General features: G+C 37.2%; 13 protein-coding genes and 1 pseudogene. 8 read left to right on the forward strand and 6 right to left on the reverse strand.

Annotated features, from left to right (window positions below; all coding sequences use genetic code 11):
* Positions 1 to 8 precede the first annotated feature (8 nt).
* From IPM56_03385 to IPM56_03405, 5 genes and pseudogenes are all read left to right on the forward strand, one after another.
* The gene (locus IPM56_03385) at positions 9 to 1,547 is read left to right on the forward strand and encodes an endo-1,4-beta-xylanase (protein QQS37010.1); all 1,539 of its coding nucleotides are present in this window, start codon (positions 9 to 11) and stop codon (positions 1,545 to 1,547) included.
* 10 nt (positions 1,548 to 1,557) lie between these two features.
* Complete coding sequence (locus IPM56_03390) at positions 1,558 to 3,492, forward strand: beta galactosidase jelly roll domain-containing protein (protein ID QQS37011.1); 1,935 nt, start codon at positions 1,558 to 1,560, stop codon at positions 3,490 to 3,492.
* A 6-nt stretch (positions 3,493 to 3,498) separates the two neighbouring features.
* A pseudogene (locus IPM56_03395) lies at positions 3,499 to 6,427 on the forward strand (glycosyl hydrolase 115 family protein).
* Positions 6,428 to 6,476: 49 nt separating this feature from the next.
* Positions 6,477 to 8,192, forward strand: a complete 1,716-nt coding sequence (locus IPM56_03400; GenBank protein ID QQS37012.1) for a glycoside hydrolase family 43 protein — start codon at positions 6,477 to 6,479, stop codon at positions 8,190 to 8,192.
* Between the two features lie 20 nt (positions 8,193 to 8,212).
* Positions 8,213 to 10,378, forward strand: a complete 2,166-nt coding sequence (locus IPM56_03405) for an alpha-glucuronidase (GenBank protein QQS37013.1) — start codon at positions 8,213 to 8,215, stop codon at positions 10,376 to 10,378.
* Positions 10,379 to 10,385: 7 nt separating this feature from the next.
* On the opposite strand, the gene IPM56_03410 is transcribed toward IPM56_03405, so the two are convergent.
* The 6 genes from IPM56_03410 to IPM56_03435 all read right to left on the reverse strand — a co-directional run bounded on the left by IPM56_03410 (position 10,386) and on the right by IPM56_03435 (position 17,460).
* Positions 10,386 to 11,417, reverse strand: a complete 1,032-nt coding sequence (locus IPM56_03410; protein QQS37014.1) for a sugar kinase — start codon at positions 11,415 to 11,417, stop codon at positions 10,386 to 10,388.
* 14 nt (positions 11,418 to 11,431) lie between these two features.
* A complete protein-coding gene (gene uxuA / locus IPM56_03415) occupies positions 11,432 to 12,622 on the reverse strand; it encodes a mannonate dehydratase (GenBank protein ID QQS37015.1) in 1,191 nt (396 codons plus the stop codon).
* Between the two features lie 38 nt (positions 12,623 to 12,660).
* Complete coding sequence (locus IPM56_03420) at positions 12,661 to 13,485, reverse strand: SDR family oxidoreductase (protein ID QQS37016.1); 825 nt, start codon at positions 13,483 to 13,485, stop codon at positions 12,661 to 12,663.
* Between the two features lie 235 nt (positions 13,486 to 13,720).
* Positions 13,721 to 14,035, reverse strand: coding sequence for a cupin domain-containing protein (locus tag IPM56_03425; protein ID QQS37017.1), 315 nt, complete (start codon positions 14,033 to 14,035; stop codon positions 13,721 to 13,723).
* A gap of 147 nt (positions 14,036 to 14,182) precedes the next feature.
* Positions 14,183 to 14,563, reverse strand: a complete 381-nt coding sequence (locus IPM56_03430) for a hypothetical protein (GenBank protein QQS37018.1) — start codon at positions 14,561 to 14,563, stop codon at positions 14,183 to 14,185.
* Between the two features lie 224 nt (positions 14,564 to 14,787).
* Positions 14,788 to 17,460: a sigma 54-interacting transcriptional regulator gene (locus tag IPM56_03435; GenBank protein ID QQS37019.1), complete on the reverse strand. Its 2,673-nt coding sequence runs from the start codon at positions 17,458 to 17,460 to the stop codon at positions 14,788 to 14,790.
* A 763-nt stretch (positions 17,461 to 18,223) separates the two neighbouring features.
* On the opposite strand from IPM56_03435, the gene IPM56_03440 reads away from it, so the two are divergent.
* The 3 genes from IPM56_03440 to IPM56_03450 are packed head-to-tail and all read left to right on the forward strand — an operon-like array spanning position 18,224 to position 24,072.
* Positions 18,224 to 19,792 carry a TolC family protein gene (locus IPM56_03440; GenBank protein QQS37020.1) on the forward strand — a complete coding sequence of 523 codons (1,569 nt, stop codon included), beginning with the start codon at positions 18,224 to 18,226 and terminating at the stop codon, positions 19,790 to 19,792.
* 13 nt (positions 19,793 to 19,805) lie between these two features.
* A complete protein-coding gene (locus IPM56_03445) occupies positions 19,806 to 20,909 on the forward strand; it encodes an efflux RND transporter periplasmic adaptor subunit (GenBank protein ID QQS37021.1) in 1,104 nt (367 codons plus the stop codon).
* A 46-nt stretch (positions 20,910 to 20,955) separates the two neighbouring features.
* On the forward strand, positions 20,956 to 24,072 hold the full coding sequence (locus IPM56_03450; protein QQS37022.1) for an efflux RND transporter permease subunit: 3,117 nt from the start codon (positions 20,956 to 20,958) through the stop codon (positions 24,070 to 24,072).
* Positions 24,073 to 24,413: the final 341 nt, after the last annotated feature.

The raw sequence follows: 24,413 nt of genomic DNA on the forward strand, positions 1-24,413 counted from the left end.
GATCAATTATGAAAATGAAGAAATTATTTTTAAAGAAAATATTAACAGTTACATTGTTCCTTATTCTTTGTACTGATCTGTCGTTTGCGCAGATGGCAATCAACAAACCAAAATTTGTAGGGAACATTGTTCGCGATGGCAATAATATCCGTGCTAACTTTGATGATTACTGGAACCAGGTTACCGCTGAGAACGCAGGCAAATGGGGTAGTGCTGAACCAAGCCAGGATAACTATAACTGGACTCAACTAGATAACATTTACAACTATGCACTCAACCATAACTTCCCGTATAAACATCATACATTGATCTGGGGAAACCAGGAACCCGGATGGATAAGCAGTCTTGATTCAGCGAGTCAGTATGAAGAAGTTGTTGAATGGATTACACTCGTTGGACAAAGATATCCTGATGCAGATTTTTGTGATGTTGTTAATGAACCGCTGCACGATCCGCCTTCTTATAAAGATGCACTTGGCGGTGACGGTACGACCGGCTGGGACTGGGTTATCAAATCGTTTGAACTTGCGAGACAATATTTATCGCCCGGTACAAAACTTCATATTAATGAGTATAGTGTAATCAATGATAATACTGCCAATGCAAATTTTATTCAGATCATAAATCTGTTGAAAGACAGGGGACTGATTGATGGTATCGGAGTTCAGGGTCATAATTTTGAAGTGAACGGCGGTGCTTCACTTAATACTTTGGTTAACAATCTTACTAATCTTGCTAACACAGGATTGCCAATCTATATATCTGAGTTTGACATTAACGAAGCAAATGATAACACGCAGTTGACGAAGTATCAATCAATCTTCCCTGCGTTGTATGAACATCCCGGAGTAGTTGGAATTACATTATGGGGTTATGTTCAATTTGAAATCTGGCAGACGAATGCTTATTTGTTAGATGATCGACTTGCAGAACGTCCCGCAATGGTGTGGTTGAAAAATTATCTTCGTGCACCTTTCAGACCTGTACTTATTTCACCTAACGGGACAAGTAATGAACCGCGCAATCCTGTTCTTACATGGCATTCATCAGAAACTGCTACTTCATATAGAGTTCGGGTAGCAACAAATTCAAATTTTACAAATGTTGTTTTTGATTCTACTCTTAGCGATACAACAATACAAACGAGTGTTCTTGCAGCAAACCAATTTCACTACTGGCAAGTTAGTGCGGCAAATCCTCAGGGAACAAGTCCTTATTCCACTTCAGCAACATTTACAACCGGCGAACAGGTGACTGATGTTGATGAGGGAAATTCATTGCCTTTACAATTCAGTCTTGAACAGAATTATCCTAACCCGTTTAATCCGGCGACGACTATTGAATTCAGTGTTGCTGAAAGAAGTTTTGTTAAACTTGAACTGATAAATATGCTTGGACAAATTGTGAAAGTGCTTTCAACCAGCGAATTCGATAAGGGCACATATATGATCAATGTTGATTTATCTGATTTAGTTTCAGGGACGTATATATACAGGATCAGTGCAGGTAATTATATCAGTTCAAAAAAATTATTGCTATTGAAGTAGGATAAAAACTATGCTGAAAAAAATCTGTCTGCTGCTAGCGCTCTTTATTCTTCCTGCTTATGGACAGGTAACATTACCAAAACTTATTAGCGATGGAATGATACTCCAGCGCGATGTCAAGCTTTACATCTGGGGTTGGGCTTCTGCTGGTGAACATGTTGTCGTTAATTTTCTGGATGCTTCATATTCAACCGAAGCAAATTCAAAAGGCGAATGGAAAATTGTTCTTCCTGAACTTGAAGCAGGTGGTCCTTATGATATGACTATTTCATCAAGCAATAGAATTATCATTAAAGATATTCTTATTGGGGATGTTTGGATTTGTTCAGGTCAATCAAATATGGAATTGACAATGGAACGCGCAAGCCCGTTGTATGAAGATGTAATAGCTAACTCAGAAAATTCTTTTATACGCCAATTCGAAGTCCCTGACAGATATAATTTTAATACGCCAATGAGCGATCTTCATGCAGGTGAATGGAAGAAAGCAAATCCTAAGAACGTATTAACATTCTCTGCCGTTGCTTATTTCTTTGCAAAGAAAATTTATGAGGAATATAAAATTCCGGTCGGACTTATCAATGCAAGTCTTGGCGGCTCACCTGTTCAAGCGTGGATGAGTGAAGAGGCTTTAATTGATTTTCCTGAACAATATTCAGAAGCCATAAAGTTTAAAGATGATAACTTTGTAAACCAGATAATTGAATCGGATAAACAAAGAATAAATAAATGGTATGCGGAACTTTGGAAAAAAGATAAAGGCATTCAAGGTTCACCACGTTGGTATGAAAACAATTTGAATACTTCGGACTGGAAAAGTATGAATATACCCGGTTACTGGGCTGAAAGTACAGACCTTGGTTTGAAAAACGGAGTGGTTTGGTTCAGAAAAAATTTTGATGTCCCAGCCACCTTAGCTGGGAGAGAAGTAAAACTATTTCTTGGAAGAATAGTTGACGCTGATTCAGTTTATGTAAACGGAGTTTTTATCGGAACAACAAGTTATCAATATCCGCCAAGGCGTTACAAAATTCCTGAAGGTGTTTTTAGGCAAGGTGAAAACACAATTGTTATTCGTGTAATTAATAATTCAGGCAGTGGAGGATTTGTACCTGACAAAGATTACAACATTGTTGCAGAAAATTCTACAATCGATTTAACAGGTTTATGGCAGTATAAACTTGGTGCGGAAATGAAATCGTTAGCTCCTGAAACTTTTATTCGATGGAAGCCGCTTGGATTGTATAATGGAATGATAGCGCCGCTGTTAAATTATAAAATTAAAGGAGCCATCTGGTATCAAGGCGAAGCAGGAGTTAATGTTGATAATCCGGATGAGTACGCAAAGTTGTTTCCCTCATTAATAAAAAACTGGAGAGAGAAATGGCAGCAGGGAGATTTTCCTTTTTTGTTTGTGCAGCTTCCCAATTTTATGGAAACAAAAGATGAACCTGCTGAAAGCGGCTGGGCGCGGATACGTGAAGCACAATTAAAAACATTGTCTGTCAAGAATACAGGAATGGCAGTTACAATTGATATCGGTGAATGGAATGATATTCACCCGTTAAATAAAAAAGATGTTGGTGAACGATTATTTATAGCTGCACAAAAAGTTGCTTATGGAAAAAATGATGTTGTTTATTCCGGTCCGATATATAATTCGATGAAAGTTGAAGATGCTAAAGTTATAATATCATTTACAAATACAGGAAGCGGATTAAAAACAAGTGACGGTAAAAAACTGAAATATTTTTCAATTGCCGGTGAGGATAAAAATTTTGTCTGGGCAAATGCAAAAATAGAAGATGATCAAGTAATTGTGTGGAGCGATAAAGTTAAAAATCCTGTTGCGGTACGTTATGCCTGGGCTGATAATCCTGATGGTGCCAACTTATGTAATAAAGAAAATCTTTTAGCATCTCCATTCAGAACTGATAACTTTTAGATTATAATGAAAGAGATTGTAAAAGAAATATTAAGTCTGAATTTTTTACTCTATTTCACTTTCTTTCTGTTCATTGTCTCCCAATCATTTCATTTTGCACAATCAAAGACTAATTATATAACTTCACAAAAATCCGATCACACATTTACTATTGCCCGAGAATCACACGTATCAAACATTTATGTAAGTGAGGAAGATTATCCCGGTGTTATTCGTGTTGCGGATATTCTTAAATCAGATATTCAAAAAGTAACTGATAAAGAACCTCAACTTGTTGTAATAAATTCTGAAAGTTTTCTTAAAGAAAAAGAAATAATATTAATTGGTACAATTGGTAATAACAGGTTGATCGATAATTTAGTCAGCGAAAATAAAATTGATGTAAATGATATTGCCGGAAAGTGGGAATCATTTTTAATCCAGGTTGTTGAAAACCCATTTCCGAATGTAGCTAAAGCACTTGTAATTGCGGGCAGTGACAAACGCGGAACAATTTTCGGAATGTTTGATCTTTCAGAAAAGATAGGTGTCTCCCCGTGGTACTGGTGGGCAGATGTTCCTGTTAAGAAAAAAGAAAATATTTATGTTTTGCCAGGCGTTTATAGTTCAGGCGAACCAAAAGTTAAATACCGGGGAATATTTATTAATGATGAAGCACCTGCTTTATCCGGGTGGGCTAAAGAAAAATTCGGGACGGAATTATTCAATCACTATTTTTATGATCATGTTTTTGAACTGATACTTAGACTAAAAGGAAATTTTCTCTGGCCCGCAATGTGGGGAAGAGCCTTTTATGATGATGATCCGCTTAATCCAAAGCTCGCTGATGAATACGGAATTGTGATCAGTACATCTCATCACGAACCGATGATGCGCGCACACGTTGAATGGCAGCGTTACGGTTCAGGTCCGTGGAATTATGAGAAGAATGAAAAGACTCTGAAAGACTTCTGGCGAAATGGTATTGAAAGAATGAACGACTATGAAAGCATAGTTACACTTGCAATGCGCGGTGACGGCGATGAAGCAATGAGTGAAGAAGCTAACATCGGGCTTCTTGAAAAGATACTTAACGATCAAAGAGAAATAATAAAGGATGTTACGAAGAAAAACATTGAAAACATTCCGCAGGTCTGGGCATTGTATAAAGAAGTCCAGGAATATTATGACAATGGAATGAGAGTCCCCGATGACGTAACAATTTTATTGTGTGATGATAACTGGGGCAACATACGCAAACTTCCCGGGTTAAATGATAAACCGCGCAAAGGCGGATATGGAATTTATTATCACTATGATTTTGTAGGCGGACCAAGAAATTATAAATGGCTCAACACAACTCAGATCGAAAGAGTATGGGAACAAATGAATCTTGCTTATACTTATGGCGCTGACAGAATCTGGATTGTGAATGTCGGCGACATAAAGCCGATGGAGTTTCCAATAAGTTTCTTTCTTGATTATGCATGGAATCCTGAAAAATTTTCTGCTGAAAATCTTCCCGAGTATTACATCAACTGGGCTGAAAAACAATTTGGTTCAGAGTACTCAAATGTAATCGCAGAAATATTATCTGCTTATACAAAGTACAACTCACGCCGTAAACCGGAAATGTTATCTGCTGAAACATATAGCCTAATTAATTATCGCGAAGCAGAAAGCGTTGTCAGTGATTACAATAAGTTGTTGACGAAATCACAAATGATTTTTGAATCAATTCCGGATGAATATAAGAGTGCTTATTACCAGTTGGTTCATCATCCTGTTGAAGCATGCAAACCTGAATGAACTTTATTTCACAGTCGCTAAAAATCATCTTTACGCAAAACAGGGAAGAGTAGAAACAAATAATCTTGCGGATAAAGTGTGTGAGTTATTTGATAAGGATTCGGTTATCACATATTACTATAATAACATTCTGGCTGATGGTAAATGGAAACACATGATGGATCAGACACACATCGGTTACACAAGCTGGCAGCAGCCTGATTTCAACATCATGCCAGATGTCATGAAAATTGAAAATCAAATTGAACCGCAAATGGGTGTATATGTTGAAGGTTCTGGCGAATGGTTCCCTGATTCAAAAAGTGATTTAACCCTTCCTGAGTTTGATAAGTTTTCTGAACAGGAATATTACATTGAAATTTTTAATCAGGGTAAAACTCCGTTTAATTTTTCTCTAACTACAGGTGCAGAGTGGATAAAGTTTAGCAAGTCGAAAGGAACAATCAACACCGAAGAAAGAGTTTTTGTTGATGTCGATTGGGATAACGCCCCGGCAGGCAAAAATATTGTGCAAATAAAAATTAATGGGTCTGAAGGAAGTAGTGTTGTCATTAATGCGATTATAATTAATCCATCGGACAGCAAAAATGATATAGCAGGTTTTGTTGAAAGTAATGGGGTTGTTTCAATTGAAGCTGTAAACTACTCAAGGAAAGTAGAAACAAATGAAATTACTTGGCAGGTTATCCAGAATTTGGGAAGAACATTTTCTGCAATAACTCCGGTTCCTGTAACTACAGGCAGAATTACGCCTGACGAAAATTCTCCACGACTTGAATATGATATACATCTTTTCTCAAAAGGTAATTTAAAAGTAACAGCATACTTTTCTCCGACGCTTAACTTTAGTGAGAATGGATTACAGTATGCAATTTCATTTGATAATGAATCCCCGCAGGTGATTGATATTCATAAGGACAATAAAATTCCGGATTGGAAATATCCCCAATGGTGGAATGAAGGTGTTGGAAACAATATTATAGCATCGACTACAACACATGAAATTACAGCAGATGGAAGACATACTTTGAAATTCAGGATGGTCGATCCCGGTATTGTTCTTCAAAAAATTGTTATTGATACGGGAGGATTAAAACCATCCTACCTGGGTCCGCCGGAAAGTGTAAACATTAAACATAAGAATTAATATCAGAGTAATTAGTGAACAAAAATATTCAGTAAACGGAGAGTTGAGGTTGAAGAGACTTTGTGCACTCCTTTGTTCTCTTATAATTTTGCTCTCCGTTTGTGGTAAAGAAATTTCTGCGCAGCATAATACTAACTATGCAAATCCTATCCTTTCAGGATTCTATCCTGATCCAAGTATATGCAAAGTAAATGATGAATACTTTCTTGTCACTTCAACATTTTCATACTATCCCGGGCTTCCGGTTTTCAAAAGTAAAGATCTTGTTAACTGGAAATTAACCGGATATGTTTTGAATACACCTGAACAACTTGATCTTGAAGGACAGGGAGTTTCGCGTGGTTTGTTCGCACCGGCAATACGTTTTCATGACGGATTATTTTATGTGACCTGTACTCTTGTTGATATCGGCGGCAACTTTGTAGTAACATCAAAAAGTGCTGAAGGTCCGTGGAGCGATCCGGTATGGCTTCCTGAAGTAAATGGAATTGATCCCTCACTCTTCTTTGACGATGACGGTAAAGCTTACATTATTTATAACAGCGATGCGCCTGGTTACAAACCTCTTTATGATGGTCACAGGACTTTGAGGATGTATGAATTCAATTATAAAAATCTCAAAGTTGTCGGTGAAGAAAAATTAATAATTAATGGTGGAACTGATCTGAGCAAAAATCCTATATGGATTGAGGCTCCCCACATCTTTAAAGTTGACGGTCATTACTATCTCATTGCTGCTGAAGGTGGTACTGCTGACTGGCATTCTGAAGTAGTATTCAGAAGTAAAAATGTTTTTGGACCATATATTCCTTTTAAAGATAATCCGATCTTAACACAACGACATCTGGATAAGAAAAGAGTTAATCCAATTACATCTACAGGTCACGCTGATTTTGTGCAGACAGAGAATGGTGATTGGTGGGCTGTATTTCTTGGCTGCCGACCATATTCTCTTGAACACGATGGTATGTATAATACTGGAAGAGAAACTTTTTTAGCTCCTGTAAAATGGATTACAGATGAAGAGGGCATTAAATGGCCAATTATTAATTACGGGAATGAACTTGTTCAATATCATTATCCGCAACCACTTAAATCCGGTGATGACATTTCTATCAGACCTTACGGAGGAAACTTTACAATCAGGGATGAATTTGAAAATGCGGAGTTAGATCTTAACTGGATGTTCCTCCGCACACCGAAGGAAAAATGGTATAGTATAAATTCTGAACAAGGAATTTTGACACTTGATTTGAAACCTGAAACTTGCGGCGGAAAAAGTAATCCGGCTTTCATCGGGCAAAGACAGCATCATCTGAAATGTAGTGCAAGCACTTCATTTGAGTTTAAACCTGGATCAGAAAATGAAAAAGCCGGGCTGTTAATTTTTCAGAATGAAGAAAATTATTATTTAATCTGTAAGTCAGTTGAGAATGGCGAACAGGTTATACAGCTTTTGAAATCGGGTAATGAAGAAAGTTATAAAGTAATCAATTCTGTCAGGATTACTGAAGGACACAGTCACAATAAAATATCTGTTAAGATATTTGCCGATAAAGAAAAATACACATTCTCCTATTCAATAAATGATGAATGGAAATTACTTGCAGAAAATGTTGATGGTAATTTTCTAAGTACCGGAACAGCCGGTGGATTTGTTGGCTGTATGTTTGCATTATATGTAACATCAAATAATCAGCAAACAAGTAATAAAGTTCATTTTGATTTTTATGAATACTCGGGTGATGATGAAGTTTATAAATAAATTTTAAAGGATAATCTGCTTTGAAAAAAATATTATCAGTTATCTTTTTTGCGATAGTTTTCTGTTCAAACTTAAAAGCAGAGAACGGTTACAGGCTATGGCTTCGGTACGATTTGATCACCAATAAAAACATGTTGGAAAATTATCAAAGCAAAATCAGTAGTTACTTTTGTGAATCTGTAACTCCTACAATGAATATTGCCTGCGAAGAACTGGAAAATGGTTTGAAAGGATTGCTCGGTAAAGAATTATTAAAATCCTCCTCTGAACAAAATGGAACAATTGTTCTTGGCGCTTATGATAACTCTGAAATCATCCGGAATTTAATTCCCTCAGATCAAATCGAAAAAATTAATGATGAAGGATTTATCATTAAATCAATTAAGCATGAACAGAAGAATTTGATTTTGATCGCTGGTAAAAAAGATGTTGGCGTACTTTACGGAGTTTTTTATTTCCTTCGCCTTTTACAAACTCATCAGTTAATTGAAAATATTTCGATAACAAGCTCACCCAAAATAAAACTAAGGCTGCTCAATCATTGGGATAATCTTGACAGAACAATTGAGCGTGGTTACTCCGGCTTTTCCATCTTTGACTGGCACAGGCTTCCGGGTTACATTGACCAAAGATACTTTGACTATGCAAGAGCAAATGCGAGCATAGGTATCAACGGCACAGTCGTCACAAGTGTTAACGCAAATGCTTTGATACTAACTTCATCTTACCTGTTAAAAGTAAAAGCACTCGCAGATCTTTTCCGCCCGTACGGAATAAAAATATATCTGACTGCAAGATTCAGTGCGCCGATTGAAATTGGCGGATTAAAAACCGCAGACCCGTTAAACCAGGTAGTACAAAACTGGTGGAATGAAAAAGCAAAAGAAATTTATAGCTTGATTCCGGACTTCGGCGGGTTCCTTGTAAAAGCAAACTCTGAAGGTCAACCGGGTCCGCAGGATTATAGAAGAACTCATCTTGACGGCGCAAACATGCTTGCACAGGCTCTTAAACCGTTTGGCGGAGTTGTTATGTGGCGTGCATTTGTTTACAGTAATGAAAATCCCGAAGACCGTGCAAAGCAAGCATACAATGAATTTAAACCGGACGACGGAAAATATTCCGACAATGTTTTTATTCAAATAAAAAATGGCGCAATAGATTTTCAGCCGCGTGAACCTTTTCATCCTTTATTCGGTTCTATGCCGGAAACAAATCTTGCAATGGAGTTTCAGATAACACAGGAATATCTTGGACAGGCAACAACACTCGCATACTTAGCACCGATGTATAAGGAGTGTTTTGATTCTGATACATATGCAGATGGAAAAGGTTCAGCAGTCGCTCAAGTTATAGACGGAAGTATTGATGGACATTCTCTAACTGCTATTGCGGGAGTTTCCAATGTTGGTAATGATATTAATTGGACGGGTCATATTTTCGGACAGTCAAACTGGTACGCTTTCGGCAGGCTTGCATGGGATCATAATCTGACGTCAGAAGAAATTGCTGATGAATGGATAAGAATGACTTTCACAAACGATAAAGAATTTGTTGATGTTGTTAAAGATATGATGATGTCATCAAGAGAAGTGATTGTTAATTATATGACACCTTTAGGTTTACATCATCAGATGGGATGGGATCATCACTACGGACCGGGACCCTGGATAAAAGATAAACAGCGCGCGGACTGGACTTCTGTTTATTATCACAAAGCAGATGAACAGGGAATAGGTTTTGACAGAACTGAAACCGGCAGCAATGCAATTGATCAGTATCATCCGGAAGTTGCAAAAATATTTTCATCACTTGAATTATGTCCGGAAGAATTCCTGTTATGGTTTCATCATGTTGACTGGAATTATAAAACTAAATCAGGAAGAACTTTGTGGGATGAAATGTGTTACAGGTATTATTCAGGAACTGATGAAGTTGGAAAGATGATAAATACATGGTCATCATTAAAAGGCAGTATTGATGATGAAAGATTCAATCATGTATTAATGTTACTCAAGGTTCAGTATGAAGAAGCAAAATGGTGGCGGGATGCTTGTGTACTTTACTTTCAGACTTTTTCCAAACGGCCAATTCCGGAAGGATATGAAAAGCCACAACATACGCTTGAATATTATCAAAGCCTGAAATTTCCATACGCCCCCGGAATCAAACCTAAATGGGAATAAAATTAATTTATCTTGAAACTCTGCCTGAAGCGTCACCCTTCATCAGTTTTTCAACTTCATCTATTGTTACAAGATTGAAGTCGCCTTCAATTGTATGTTTCAAACATGAAGCTGCAACAGCAAAGTTCAGTGCTTTCTGATCATCATCTTTGTATGTGAGCAGACCGTAAATCAAACCTCCCATAAATGAATCACCTCCGCCAACACGATCAACAATGTGGGTGATGTCATATTCTGGTGCGGTGAAAAAATCTTTACCGTTGTATAATACGCCAGACCATTTATTGTGATCTGCGCTTATTGATGTTCTGAGAGTGGTAATTACTTTTTTCGCTTTGGGAAATAATTCCATAATTTTTTTTGAAACCGACAGGTACGCATCAGCACTTACGTGACCACCGGTTACATCAACACCTTCGGGTTTTATTCCAAGACTCATCTCGGCATCCTCTTCATTCCCAAGAATAACATCACAGCCTTTCACTAATTGCGGCATTATTTCGTTCGCTTTCTTTCCATACTTCCAGAGATTTTTTCTGAAATTAAGATCACATGAAACTGTAATTCCTTTTTCATTTGCTTTGCTGATTGCTTCAAGACAAACATCAGCAGCACCCTGTGAAATTGCTGGTGTTATTCCTGTCCAGTGAAACCACGTTACGTCCTTAAATATTTTATCCCAGTCGAACATTCCCTTTTGTACCTGCGATATCGAGGAGTTTGATCTGTCATAAACAACTTTACTCGCACGGCTAACCGCGCCTTTTTCTAAAAAATAAATTCCTAATCTTTCACCGCCCCGCTCAATAAAGTTTGTGCTGACTCCGTACTTTTTCAGATTCATTAAACATGACTCACCTATATCATTCTTCGGAATCCTTGTAACAAACTCAACAGGTATTTTATAATTTGCTAATGATACCGCAACGTTGGCTTCGCCTCCGCCGTAAGTCGCTTCAAAATTTGCTGCTTGTGAAAATCTCTGATGTTGTGGTGTTGCAAGCCTGAGCATTATTTCACCGAATGTAACTACTTTCATTTCATTTCCTGTATTTAATTTTCAAATGATCTTAAAATTGCCGTCTGCATTCCCCGCAATTCAGCAAGCCCTTTCATTCTTCCACCTAAAGAATAGCCGGGATAAATATTTTTATTCTGCTGTTCAGCTAACATAAGATGCCCATGATCCGGGCGCATCGGCATTCTTGCATTCAACTGACCGTGAGCAGCTCGTCTTCTTTGTTCCGTCAGAAGTGTTTTCATTATTTCATAAATATCAACATCGCCTTCAAGGTGATACGATTCCATAAAATTATTATCGGCATCTCTTGTAAGATTCCGGAGATGAACAAAATTAATTCTGTCAGAAAAACTTTTTGCAATGTCAGTCAGATTATTATTGAAGCCCGCGCCGAGTGAACCGCTGCAAAATGTAAGTCCGTTATGATTGGACTGGTACGAATCAAGTATGAATTGTAAATCATCTTTACTGCCTACAACACGCGGTAAACCAAGTAAAGACCATGGCGGATCATCAGGATGAATAGCAAGATAAACTCCTGATTCTTCTGCTATGGGAGTAACTTCTTTTAAAAAATAAGAGAGGTTTGCACGAAGTTCATTGTGACCAATGCCGTCGTACTGTTTTAGTGCAGATCTGAATTCATCAAGTGAGTATGCTTCAAGTGAACCGGGCAATCCGAACAAAATAGTTTTTTGTAATTCGGATTTTTGTGATTCACTCATTCCTTCAAAAACTTTTTTTGCTCTTGAGATTTTTTCGGATGTATAATCGTTTTCAGCATTTTCTCTTTTGAGTATGAAAAGATCGAATGCCGCAAATGTATCGGATTCAAATTTTGTTGTTATAGCTCCGTCTTTGTACATGACATTCAGATCAGTACGTGACCAATCAAGTACAGGCATGAAGTTATAACAGATGATGTTGATTCCGCATCGGCTTAGATTGCGGATAGTTTCTTTATAATTTTCAATGTATACCTTAAACTTTCCTGACTGCTTCTTAATGTCTTCATGAACGGGAACACTTTCAACAACAGACCAGGTGAAGCCTTCGTCTTCAACAATTTTTTTTCTTTTAAGAATTTCATCGACTGTCCAGACTTCACCCACAGGGATTTGATGAAGTGCTGTTACAATTCCTGTTGCACCGGTTTGTTTTATTTCTCTTAAAGTGATTTGATCTTTTGGACCAAACCATCTCCATGTTTCTTCAAATGCCAAATTATTTCCTTTGCTTAATCCAAGTGAATGATAAAATGTTATACTCCGCTAAACACGCTGAAGCCTCCATCAACAGGGATGACTGTTCCGGTTATAAATTGTGATGCATCGCTTGCAAGAAATAGCGATACACCTACAAGTTCTTCCGGTTTTCCGAAACGTTTAAATGGAGTTTGTTTAAGTATCAATTTTGATCTTGGTGTAAGCTTACCGTTTTTTGTTACGAGAATATTTTTATTCTGGTTAGTGATAAAGAATCCCGGAGCTATTGCATTAACGCGTAAGCCGTCACCAAACTTGAGAGCCAGTTCAACAGCCATCCATTTTGTAAAATTATCAATCGCTGCTTTTGCCGCAGAATAACCAACTACACGTGTTATAGATCTTATCGCCGCCATTGATGAAATATTAATAATTGAGCCGTGTTTTTGCTTAGCCATTGTTTTTCCAATAACAAAAGTAGGAAGAACAGTACCAACAAGATTGAGTTCGGTTACTTTATTAAAGTTTTCTATTCCGAGTTCAAACACAGGCTGCTGGGGTTTTAGTGTTGTGCCCGGAATCTGACCGCCGGCTGCATTTACAAGAACATCTATCCGTTTAAATTTTTTTATGATCAAATCATTAACGGAACTGATACTTGATTCATCAAGAACATCGCAAGTATAACCGAAAGTATTTTTATTTATTTTTTTTAGCTCATTTACTTTTGTGATCAGTCTTTCTTCATTTTTATCGAGCAAAATCACCTTTGAATCTGCTTTTAAAAATCCTTTGGCAAGCTCACTTCCGATTACGCCGCTGCCGCCGGTTACCACAATAATTTTGTTATTAAGGTTGAACAGGTTTTCTAAATATTTCATCAAAAATCCTTAGTAAGATAAAGTCCTGGGGTTAGACAAAAATCCTTTATTTGCAGCCAAAAATAAGGATTTATAAGCAATAATGATAATATTTCTCTAGTAAGTTTTGAAGCAATTTTTAACTCAAATTTCGGATGCTTTAGGATAAGATTACGGGGAAATTATTAGACGGGATTTTGAATCAGTGGGCACCATCCCTCACATATTTCATGAAAATTATTATAGAACATAAAATTCATTTAATAACAATGAATAGTACTTTAGTTTTTTCTTTGGCAGTTACTAGGTAATGTATGTTTGAAGTGAGATGATAAAACTCATTCATCTTTATATGATTTATGGTTCCATTAATTTTTATTTCAATTGTGCCTTCTATAACAAGCAGCATAATTTCATTCGGGGTCGAACTTTCCATAAGCGACTCATCTTTATCGAAAGCATAGAGTGTAACCGAGCCATTGTTTCTTTTAATTATCTGTTTGCTGACAATTGCATCTGATTGGTAGTTAATAAGCCCGATAATTGATTTAGGTGTAATGGGGAGTAACATTTGATTCATGTATTGTGTCTTCTTTAATTTTTTTTGAAATGCATATTGATAAAAAACCCGCTCCAACCGGAGAGGAGCGGATTATTTTGGAGATCTGGATGGACGGCTATTTATTTTTTAACATGTAATCATTTCCTGTCTGATCAACTATCGTTTACCGGTATTCATATTCAGCTTATCTTTGCCGCCGTTTCCTACTCCCGAATTACTTTCAGAAACAACTTTATGCACATAATTCAATTCGTCGTTAAGTAATGAAACTGTGCAGAGTGCTTCTGAAGACTTTTCCAGTGATGAAAATTTTAGTTTAGGATGATTGTTAAAATTATTTAATGAAATGTTCTCAACATTGTTTAACTGAAATTCCGTGGGCTTAGTTACTGCTGGTGCCTCCCACACCAGCAGAGCAGAATTAATAATCACTTTTGCTTTTAATTTTTCAGGTGGGTCATTCCCCGCATAGATAAATGCCGCAATTAGGGTTACAAAATAAATTACTGAAAGATAGAACATCTTTTTGTTATTCATTGTAACCTCCTTGCACCTTGGTTTTCAATTCTTTCTCACGCATAGAAAACCAAATTTTGCGCCAAGTGGTTCAATGGGAAATTGATTGTTTATTGTTCAGAAATGAAATTATTAATTGAAGGAATTGCCCGCTGAATGCCGGAATCTGATTATTCCTGCATATCTACTTACTAAATGTTTTTAAATTATGAGTGGTTTAGCTTATCAGCTATTCTATGACCGATTTAATTTAATTTGTCAGAGTTTTTGTTCTGAATAACATTTTCGTCATAGTAATAATGTTCAATCAGGGTTATCAGGTATGGATGATATTTGTTTGGCATTTTTTTAAACTTTATACCAAGCTTTTCCTTTAGCTCATCAATGGGAATTTCCCTATCAATGTAAACCGTAAGGTTAGTGATGTACTCATTCAATTTATTTGTTATACGGGTCTTTACATTTTCATCCGAAGAAGTTGTTATACTTCTTACAGTTTTTTCAAAATCAAATTCGTTGTTGCAAAACTCTCTGAAGAAAACTCCGCGGATGTATTCAGAAATTGTACTTCTGTGAAGTCCGCCAAGTTCTGCCGCGGTTTCTGAAATCGCACTATGAGAAAATTCTTTTGCATTCAGTTTTTCAAAAATTCTTCCTTCAAGATTCTGATTGTTTTTCATGCTGCCTATTATTTCAGGAGGAAGATATTTCAGATTAATAAAGCCGCTGTTATCAACTTTCGCAAGAATTGAAGCTCTCTTGATTACGTTTTCAAGCTGCCTGATATTGCCGGGCCAGTGATAGGATAAAAATGCTTCAAGTGAGGAATCGGCTAATTTGATATTTGAAGTCCCTTCTTTCTCAAGAAAATAATTTGTCAGCGCAATTAAGTCTGACTTTCGGGATTTTAAAGGCGGAATTTTAACTTTGATCACATTCAACCTGTAATAGAGATCTTCCCTGAATTTCTTTTCACGAACGAGAGTCTCAATATTTTTATTTGATGCCGCAATTATTCTGACAGCAATTTTATTTGTTTTAGTGCCGCCAACACGGTTGAATTCACCGGACTGAAGCACTCGCAAAAGTTTTATCTGAAACATTTCGCTGGTTTCAGTTATTTCATCGAGAAAAATTGTTCCTTTGTCCGCAGTTTCAAAAAATCCTTTGCGCATTTTTTTTGCGCCGGTAAACGCGCCTTCTTCGTGCCCGAACAACTCACTTTCAAGCAATGACTCGGGGAGTGCACCACAGTTGATAGTTATAAAGTTTTCATTTTTTCTATCACTCAGATCATGTATTGCCTTTGCGACAAGTTCTTTCCCGGTACCGCTTTCACCAAGTATAAGAACTGTTGCATCGGTTGGTGCAATTTTTTTAATCAGATTAATTATCTCAACAAGTTTACTGTTCTTTGTATGTATGATGTTATGGAAATTTTTTATTTCAGCATCAACGACCGGTTTAACTTCTTCCACTTCATCAAGTCTGGATTCAATTTCAGAAACTTCATCAAGATAAGTCTGAATTATTTCAGATGATGTTCCGTTGCCCAGGTTATTTTTATACTCCGATAGGGACTCTTCTAGTTTTTGAATTTTTTGACGACTCTTATTCAGCAGTGCTTCAATACTTAATTTTTCTTTCTCAATTGATCTTGTGTGGCTCTGAAGTTTATTAACCTGGTATACTCCGGCTGCAAATACAGAAAGCAGTATCACAAAAAGCGGTTCTCCCGAAAGAGCAATATTTTGTGTAAAGAGTAATACAGATGCTATCACGTATATCAAGATCATTAAACCACCGCTGATGACAAGGCGTGAAAACAGGATCTGTTTTTTGAAAGAAAAGAAAAAAATAATTGTAATGAGAAACACAGATGATAAAAGCGTAACCCAGTATGGAGTTTTTGAAATAAATCTTTCGCGTAAAATTGTATCAAGCGCGTTTGCATGAATACCGATCAAAGGGAACTCATCTGCAAACGGGTTTGATGCGAATTCAGTATTTCTCGTTCCCAGCATTCCTATCAATACAATTTTATCTTTAAATCTTGCAAGTTCCTCATGCACTTTTTTATCTGAAGAATATGCCCTGTATAAATGAAGGAAATCCGATATTGCAATTGAGTTTAACGAATTAACTCCGCCGCAATAATTTATAGGCATTAAAGATTCATCTACTGGAATTTCAATTGAGTTTATTCCATTCTTTAATATCACTTTTGCCTGTGAGGTAATTATTGAATCAGCGGGCAGATCAAAATATACTCTTGCCAGTTCAAGACTAAGTGAAGGGACAAAAGATTTATGATATAATTCACTGACAGCAGTGTCATTGTTAACTATGAATAACGGTAGATTCCGTTTTGAAATTCCTTGTTCAAAATTAAGATGTCCGAATCCGGCAGCCGCATTTAAGAGGTTGCTGAAAGGGACTTCCATATTCTTACCGGAATAAAAAATATTCTTACTTAACGGAATAGTAGCAGAATCTTTTTTATCAGTTCCTTCTTCAGATAAATGTTTTTCAATTTGATTGAAGATGCCACCAAGGCATACCTTACCTGATTTTCTCACAGAGGAAAGTATCCAACCTGTTTGAGAAGGATAATCAGGACTTTTACTATCGAACACCACATCCAGACCGATTGCCTTAACTTCAAGTTGTGATAGAGCATTTATCAGCAGTGAATAATAAACCCATTTTAACGGTGCTCTTCCCAGCGAGTCTGTTATTGCGTCATCAATAAAAAGTGTTATGATGGAAGAATCCTGTTCAACTTCTCCTCTCATCCTAAAAAGCTGATCATTATATACTTTATCAAATTGTGATAAAGGTGCAGACAGAAGAATGTGAAACAGAATTATTGCCGCGATGATTAATAAATAAAAATTCTTCTTATTAATAATTGTCACTTCTTTTACTTGAAAATAATTGTGAGAAAACCAGCATCTTTTAGTCAATCGCCGCCATTATTTACTGAACTTGCGGTTTACTTTCTTGTCCGGGCTTCTAAACTTTATATAAATTTAGAACTATCTCCCTTAAATTAAAATGAATTTATAGGGTTGTTGCAATTTACGGGTTAATTAATTCGGGATATTAACAGTTTGACGGTATTTCTGTAAAATCCTTTCACTTTTATTTTGATGCAAGATGACGCAAAATCACCTGAAGATTGTCGTAAATACACACTACTAATACATAACTATAATTATAAATTCATATTGAACGAAAAACGAATTTAAATTCTTTATGGCAAGGATTGTTTTATCAAATTGTTACTTAAAAAAACTTACTTTGATTCATCGCATTTTTTTTTAAGTTTAAATGAAACGATAAAATATTTATTCCTTCCGTTATTGAAATAATCAGATCAGAAATGTTGCTATGCGAAGTACTCAAACTCGTACGGAAGAAGAATCTTATTGTATTACAGTTATTGTTTGAACAAGAAACTGGTAATTCGATTCGTAAAGAATCAGTAAAGTTACCATAGTCCAAAGGTAAACTTCAGGTCTCAGTTTTATACCGATCCCGAAATACAAAACTCAGTTTTCTTTGTTCAGACATCAAACCATCTCCCAATTATAGTTATTGATAGAACCGGAAAGAATATTTTTTCTCTCTGAGTCATTTTGTTTTGTCAGATATCTTGTGAACAATCAAGGAAAATTTATGCTGAATAAATTCAGGTGTTTCTGTTTTGTAATACTTTTGTTTTTAATTCACTCCTATCCGCTTATTTCTCAGAATTCAATCAAGCCTGATAGTGCGCTTCAGCTTATCTTAACTGAGCTTGATGGAAGTGAATTGTCTCTAACCACAACCAAAGAACTGGCTGAGAAAAATGCCACATTCTTAAAACGTGCTGAAGCTAATTATCTTGCTGCTCTTGGTTCATTAAGACGTGAAAGAGGTTCATTCGATCCCGAGCTTTATTTTAATCTGATGTACAGTGATATGAATGAACCGACGGCATCATTTTTTGCCGGTGCAGATGTTCTTATTACTGAGCGCACAACATCTCAAACCGGATTGAGATTGAAGCTTCCGTTCGGAACTGAACTTGACCTTGCTTTAAATACAGTGACACTTAACACAAATTCACAATTTGCATTTCTAAACCCTGAGTATGATGCTTTTGGAAGTCTGAGTTTCCGGCAGCCGTTACTGAGGGGATTAACATTATCAGGAAGAAAGAATCTTACAAAAGCTGAGTTTGATTACGAATCGGCAAAAGCACTTTATGAACAGGAATTATTGGCTATTAATGCTGTTGCAGAACAGTTGTACTGGAATTTATATACCGCTGAAAGAGATTATGCAGTTCAAAAACTTACTTATGAAAGAGCGGAAGCTTTCTTAACTGAAACACAGCTTAGAAATAATGCTGGTTTAGTTGGTCCAAACCAGGTTGCGAGCGCAAAAACTTTTTTTGCTGAACAAAAATTAATGCTGATAGACAGGGAAGAACAACTTGATACAAGATCTGATTTACTTGCTACGCTGATTGGCATGCGACCAACTGATAATAATGTAAGATTTAAAGTTACTGATAGCCCGCCTTCATATTTTGAGGTTGAACCTGTTGATTTATTGGTTGAGCGTGCACTGAAAAATAACCTTGAACTGATTGCAGCGCAAAAGCAACTGGAGTCTGCAAATTCACTTGTTGATGCCGGTAATTGGGAATTTCTGCCTAAACTCGATATTGTTGGTTCGTTAGTTAGTACCGGTATAGGTGGGGAATCTCAGGATGTAATTTTCGGCACAGACACATTAAGATCAACAACTAACGGAAGTTTTGGAGATGTACTGAGCCAGGTATTTAAAAGAAAATTTCCCGGCTGGAGTGTTGGTGTTGAATTAAGTCTGCCGATCGGATTAAGGCCTGGGCTTGGAGAAAAGGACAGGCTTGAAGCTGAAGCAATGAATTATGAACAAAGATATATCGAGCTTTCACGGATTTTAGAACAGCAGGTAAGAAGCGCTCACCGCGAACTGGTTCATGGCAATAGCAGGCTTATCGCGGCTCAGGAAGGGGTTGAAGCAGCCCAGGAACAGGTAAGAATAGGAATGATTGAATTTCAGAACGGAAGAATTACAGCTTTTGAGCTGGTAAGATTAAGTGAAGATTTTGCAGTGGCTCAAAGACGATATTCGGAAGCTCTTGTTAAAAATGTAAACGCGGCGGCAACATTAACGCTGCTTACTTCAGGTACATATTTAAGTGAACGAAATTAATTCAGGAGGTTTTATGAAAAATAAAATAAATTTTTTAGTCATCGAAAAACTGTTTACAAGTTTATCCATATCAACAACGGTTGCAATAGTCATATTATTGATGAGTATCAATTGCGCTGACCAGCAGGCATCGGGCGGAGATTTTTCCATGCCTCCAATGCCCGTGGAAGTTGCTAATGTTACCGCACAAACTGTTTCAGATAAGTTTGAAGCTGTCGGAACTATCGAGGCAATTGAAGAGATTACGGTTGTCTCTGAAATTGATGCTTCAGTTATCTCACTTCCGTTTGATGAAGGCAGTTACATAAAACAGGGTGACCTGATTGCGCAGCTTGATGACTCACAGCTTTCAGCAGAATTTATTCGTGCTGAGGCTTTGTTTACACAAAGCAAATCAACTTACGAAAGAGTAAAATCCATCGTTGAACAAAATGCCGGTACACCGCAAGATCTTGACGACGCGCTCGCTTCTTTAAAAGTAGCTGAAGCGAATCTAAAACTTGCAAAAGCAAGACTCGATAAAACAAAAATTACTGCGCCATTCAACGGATTGATCGGTTCAAGAAGAGTTAGTGTTGGAAGTTTTTTAAGAACGGGTCAGACTATTACTGAACTGGCAAATCTTAATGAGATCAGAATTAATTTTTCCGCACCTGAAAGATTTTTATCACAGCTTAAAAGGGGAGCTGACGTTATTGTCAGTTCACCTGTTTATCCGGGACACCAGGTAAGAGGAAGGATTATCGCAATAGAACCTGTTATTAATCCTGATACACGTACAGCAAGAATTGTCGCAAGAGTACAAAATCCCGGTCAGAAATTCAGAGCAGGTATGTCTGCAAATGTATCAGTTATCTTAAGCGAACGTAATGAAGCGTTAACCATCCCGATGGAAGCAATATTTGAAAGCGGCAACCAGTCATTCGTATTCGTTGTTAATGCCGACAGTACAGTTAAGCGTGTTGCAGTTACAACAGGACTTCAAATGCCTGATGTTGTTGAAGTGCTTCAGGGACTTGAAAACGGAATGCAGGTTATTAAAGCAGGTCATCAAAAATTATTTGAAGGTGCTAAGGTAATGCCTGTAAATCTTCAGTCACAACCGATGAATCAATAAGAAGAAACAGATTTAATACTAATGATCTTGACAAGGAGTTTTCTAAATGAAACTTAGTAAAATATCAATTGAAAGACCTGTACTTGCTACTGTGATGAGCCTGGTAATTGTTCTCTTCGGAATAATTTCATTTACGCAATTACCCGTACGTGAATATCCGGATATTGATCCGCCTGTAGTGTCAGTCGTTACTTTATACCGCGGAGCCAGTTCAAGTGTGGTTGAAACTGAAATAACAGATGTACTTGAAGAACAATTCGCGACACTTGAAGGTGTGAAGACAATTAAGTCATCAAGCAAAGAAGGCGGTTCTGTAATAACAATCGAATTTGAATTGAGTATAGATGTCAATGAAGCGGCAAACGATATACGCGACAGAGTTTCCAGGATAAGAGGAATTCTGCCTGCGGAAATAGAAGATCCCGTAATTTCCAAAGTAGATGCCAACGCGCAGCCTATTGTCTGGCTTGCTTTGTACAGCAAGACTCAATCGACACTTGAGCTCTCTTATTTTGCTGATCGGGTACTGAAAGAAAAAATTCAAAGACTTCCAGGTGTAGGCAATGTATTTATCGGTGGTGAACGTCGTTATGCAATGCGTGTGTGGATCGACCCCTTAAGAATGGCTGCACATAAACTTACTACTTATGATCTTGAAACAGCAATAAGAAGTGAGAATGCGGAAATTCCCGGAGGAAGAGTTGAAGGTGAAAAGAGAGAATTTACTGTTCGTACCCGCGGCGAACTTTCCGATCCTAATGAATTCGGAGCGATCATTGTTTCTCAGCAGGGAAACAGCATTGTAAGACTCCGCGATGTTGCAGAAGTGACAGTCGGAGCAGAAGATGAAAGAACAACAGCGCGCTGGAACGGTGAACCCGCAGTCGGACTCGGTATTGTTAAACAATCAAAAGCCAGTACAATTGATGTTGCCAATGAAGTAAGTAAAGCAATATTGGAACTAAGAAGCCTGCTGCCTGCAGGAGTTAATCTTGATGTCGCGTATGACTCATCTGAATTTATTGTTGAATCGATTTCTGAAGTTGAGGAAACATTAATTATTGCACTGCTTCTTGTTATGCTCGTTGTACTTGCATTCTTAAAAAGTTTCCGCGCTACAATTATTCCTTCACTTGCAATTCCGATTTCAATAATCGGCGCACTTGCTGCAGTCTATTTTGCGGGATTCACGATCAACATACTTACGCTTCTTGGATTTGTACTTGCAATTGGACTTGTTATAGATGATGCGATAATTGTTCTGGAAAATATTTATCGCCATATGGAAATGGGTAAAACAAGATGGCAGGCTGCAATTGATGGAAGTAAAGAAATAGGTTTTGCTATCATCGCCACCACAATATCATTGGTAGCGGTTTTTGTTCCTCTCGCGTTTCTTTCGGGGAATGTGGGACGCTTGTTTAATGAATTCGGTGTAGCTGTTGCTGTCGCAGTTTTGATATCCGGATTCGTTGCGTTAACACTCACGCCAATGATGTCTTCACAAATTTTAAAACCGCTTCATGGCACCGGTAAAAGCTGGGCATCAAGATCGTTCGATGCATTCTTTGAAAACTTAAATAAGATATATGATAAACTTGTACGTAGTGCTTTACGGCATAAACTTGTAACTATCGTAGCTTCGATAGCTGTTCTTGTGTGTGCATACTTTTTATTCAGAATACTTCCAAGTGAGCTGGTTCCTATTGAAGACAGGGGATTCGGATTCGGAATTATAATTGCACCGGAAGGGGCAACACTTGAATACACAGATTCTTATGTAAGGGAAGTCGAGAAAATACTATTGAATCTTCCAGAACGTGAGGGACTCTTTACTGCAACAGGACTTGGTTTTGAAGGACCCGGAAGTGTAACGAATAGTTTTCTCTTCCTAAATTTAAAAGCAAGAGACCAGCGGGAAAAATCACAACAGCAAATTGTGCAGGAGTTATTTCCCCAGTTGTTCTCAATTCCCGGAGTACTTGCATTTGTAATTAATCCTCCGAGCATTGCAGTTGATTTTGGGTCCGGGGCTGTTGAATATGTTCTTCAGGCTGATACTTATGAAGAGCTTAATGATGCAGTAAACATAGTGATGGCGGAAGCGTCTCAATTAGGATATCTCATTAACCTTGATACTGATCTAAGGCTGAATAAACCTCAGCTTGATATTCATATTGATCGTGAAAGAGCAGCAGGACTTGGAATTTCTGTAGCGGATATCGGTCTAACACTTGAAACATTTCTCGGCGGTAGGGTTGTTTCCGACTTCAAAAGAGGAACAAAACAATATGATGTTATTTTACAGGTTAAACCTGAAAACCGTTCAACACCTGATGCAATTAATAATCTGTATATAAGAAGCAATGCGGGATTAGTACAGCTTGCAAACGTAGTGGATGTTGAAAAAACTGTTGCACCTAAAGAACTGAATCACTATAACCGGATCCGTTCGGCGATAATTTCTGCGAGCCTTGTCCCGGGTGTAACATTGGGTCAAGCTTTAGATGATCTTGACAGGATTACCCAAACAAAACTTCCTGCTGATATAAAAAAGGATTATGCTGGACAGTCTCTTGAGTTTAAAAGTTCAAGCACTGCTTTGTATTTTATGTTTATACTTGCGTTAGTATTTATCTATCTCGTACTGTCTGCACAGTTTGAAAGTTTTATTCATCCTTTTACAATTTTACTGTCTGTGCCTTTAGCAGTGTTCGGCGCTTTACTCACTCTATATATTTTTAATGAAAGTCTGAACATCTATTCACAGATCGGTCTTATTATGTTGATAGGATTAGTTACAAAGAACGCAATACTTATAGTTGAATTTGCAAATCAACAATTTGAAAAAGGCTCAAATATTATTGAAGCAGTTGTTGAAGCCGCAACAATAAGATTGAGACCGATTCTAATGACTTCATTCGCAACTATATTCGGTATCCTTCCTATTGCAATTGGATTAGGTGCAGGCGGTGAATCAAGAAGACCGCTTGGATTGGTTGTTGTAGGCGGCATGTTCTTCTCAACATTTCTGACTTTGATAGTTGTACCTGTTGTGTATGCATTACTTTCAAGAACTTCAAAAAGAAAAGAAGCAAACGAGCCTTCAAAGGATATTGATCAAAAACATGATCTTGAAGTTATTCCAGCCGGAACAGATTAATTTATGATGAAATTTATATTCGTGAACTTCTGATAGTAGCAGTTTATCAGAAGTTCAAGTGTAATATCCGTAACGCACCTAAAACTACCGGAACCATGTAATTATTATTCTGCTTTCATTTAATCGGGATATTATATCTTCAGTCAATTAGTAATTTAAGTTGAATTTGAAATCAACTTAATTGTGTCTGTTAAGCTTTCAGTACAAAACTATGGCTTTGTTTTTGACGTTAAACATTGAGTTTTCAGAACAAGCTTCTCCTTATTTACTTTAGATAAAAAATTTATTTAATTGAATTCCAGCTTTGTAAAAACTGAAAAACTCATTTCCAACCCAGGGGA

This window comes from Ignavibacteriales bacterium, from assembly GCA_016700155.1.
Taxonomy (GTDB): Bacteria; Bacteroidota; Ignavibacteria; order Ignavibacteriales; family Ignavibacteriaceae.

Excerpts from the sequence above, each read along its gene's own strand:
- IPM56_03440 (QQS37020.1), top strand. The coding sequence starts at position 18,224 with ATGCTGAATAAATTCAGGTGTTTCTGTTTTGTAATACTTTTGTTTTTA.
- IPM56_03450 (QQS37022.1), top strand. The coding sequence starts at position 20,956 with ATGAAACTTAGTAAAATATCAATTGAAAGACCTGTACTTGCTACTGTG.
- IPM56_03425 (QQS37017.1), bottom strand. The coding sequence starts at position 14,035 with ATGTTACTCCCCATTACACCTAAATCAATTATCGGGCTTATTAACTAC.
- IPM56_03390 (QQS37011.1), top strand. The coding sequence starts at position 1,558 with ATGCTGAAAAAAATCTGTCTGCTGCTAGCGCTCTTTATTCTTCCTGCT.
- IPM56_03385 (QQS37010.1), top strand. The coding sequence starts at position 9 with ATGAAAATGAAGAAATTATTTTTAAAGAAAATATTAACAGTTACATTG.
- IPM56_03410 (QQS37014.1), bottom strand. The coding sequence starts at position 11,417 with ATGAAAGTAGTTACATTCGGTGAAATAATGCTCAGGCTTGCAACACCA.
- IPM56_03445 (QQS37021.1), top strand. The coding sequence starts at position 19,806 with ATGAAAAATAAAATAAATTTTTTAGTCATCGAAAAACTGTTTACAAGT.
- IPM56_03420 (QQS37016.1), bottom strand. The coding sequence starts at position 13,485 with ATGAAATATTTAGAAAACCTGTTCAACCTTAATAACAAAATTATTGTG.
- IPM56_03430 (QQS37018.1), bottom strand. The coding sequence starts at position 14,563 with ATGAATAACAAAAAGATGTTCTATCTTTCAGTAATTTATTTTGTAACC.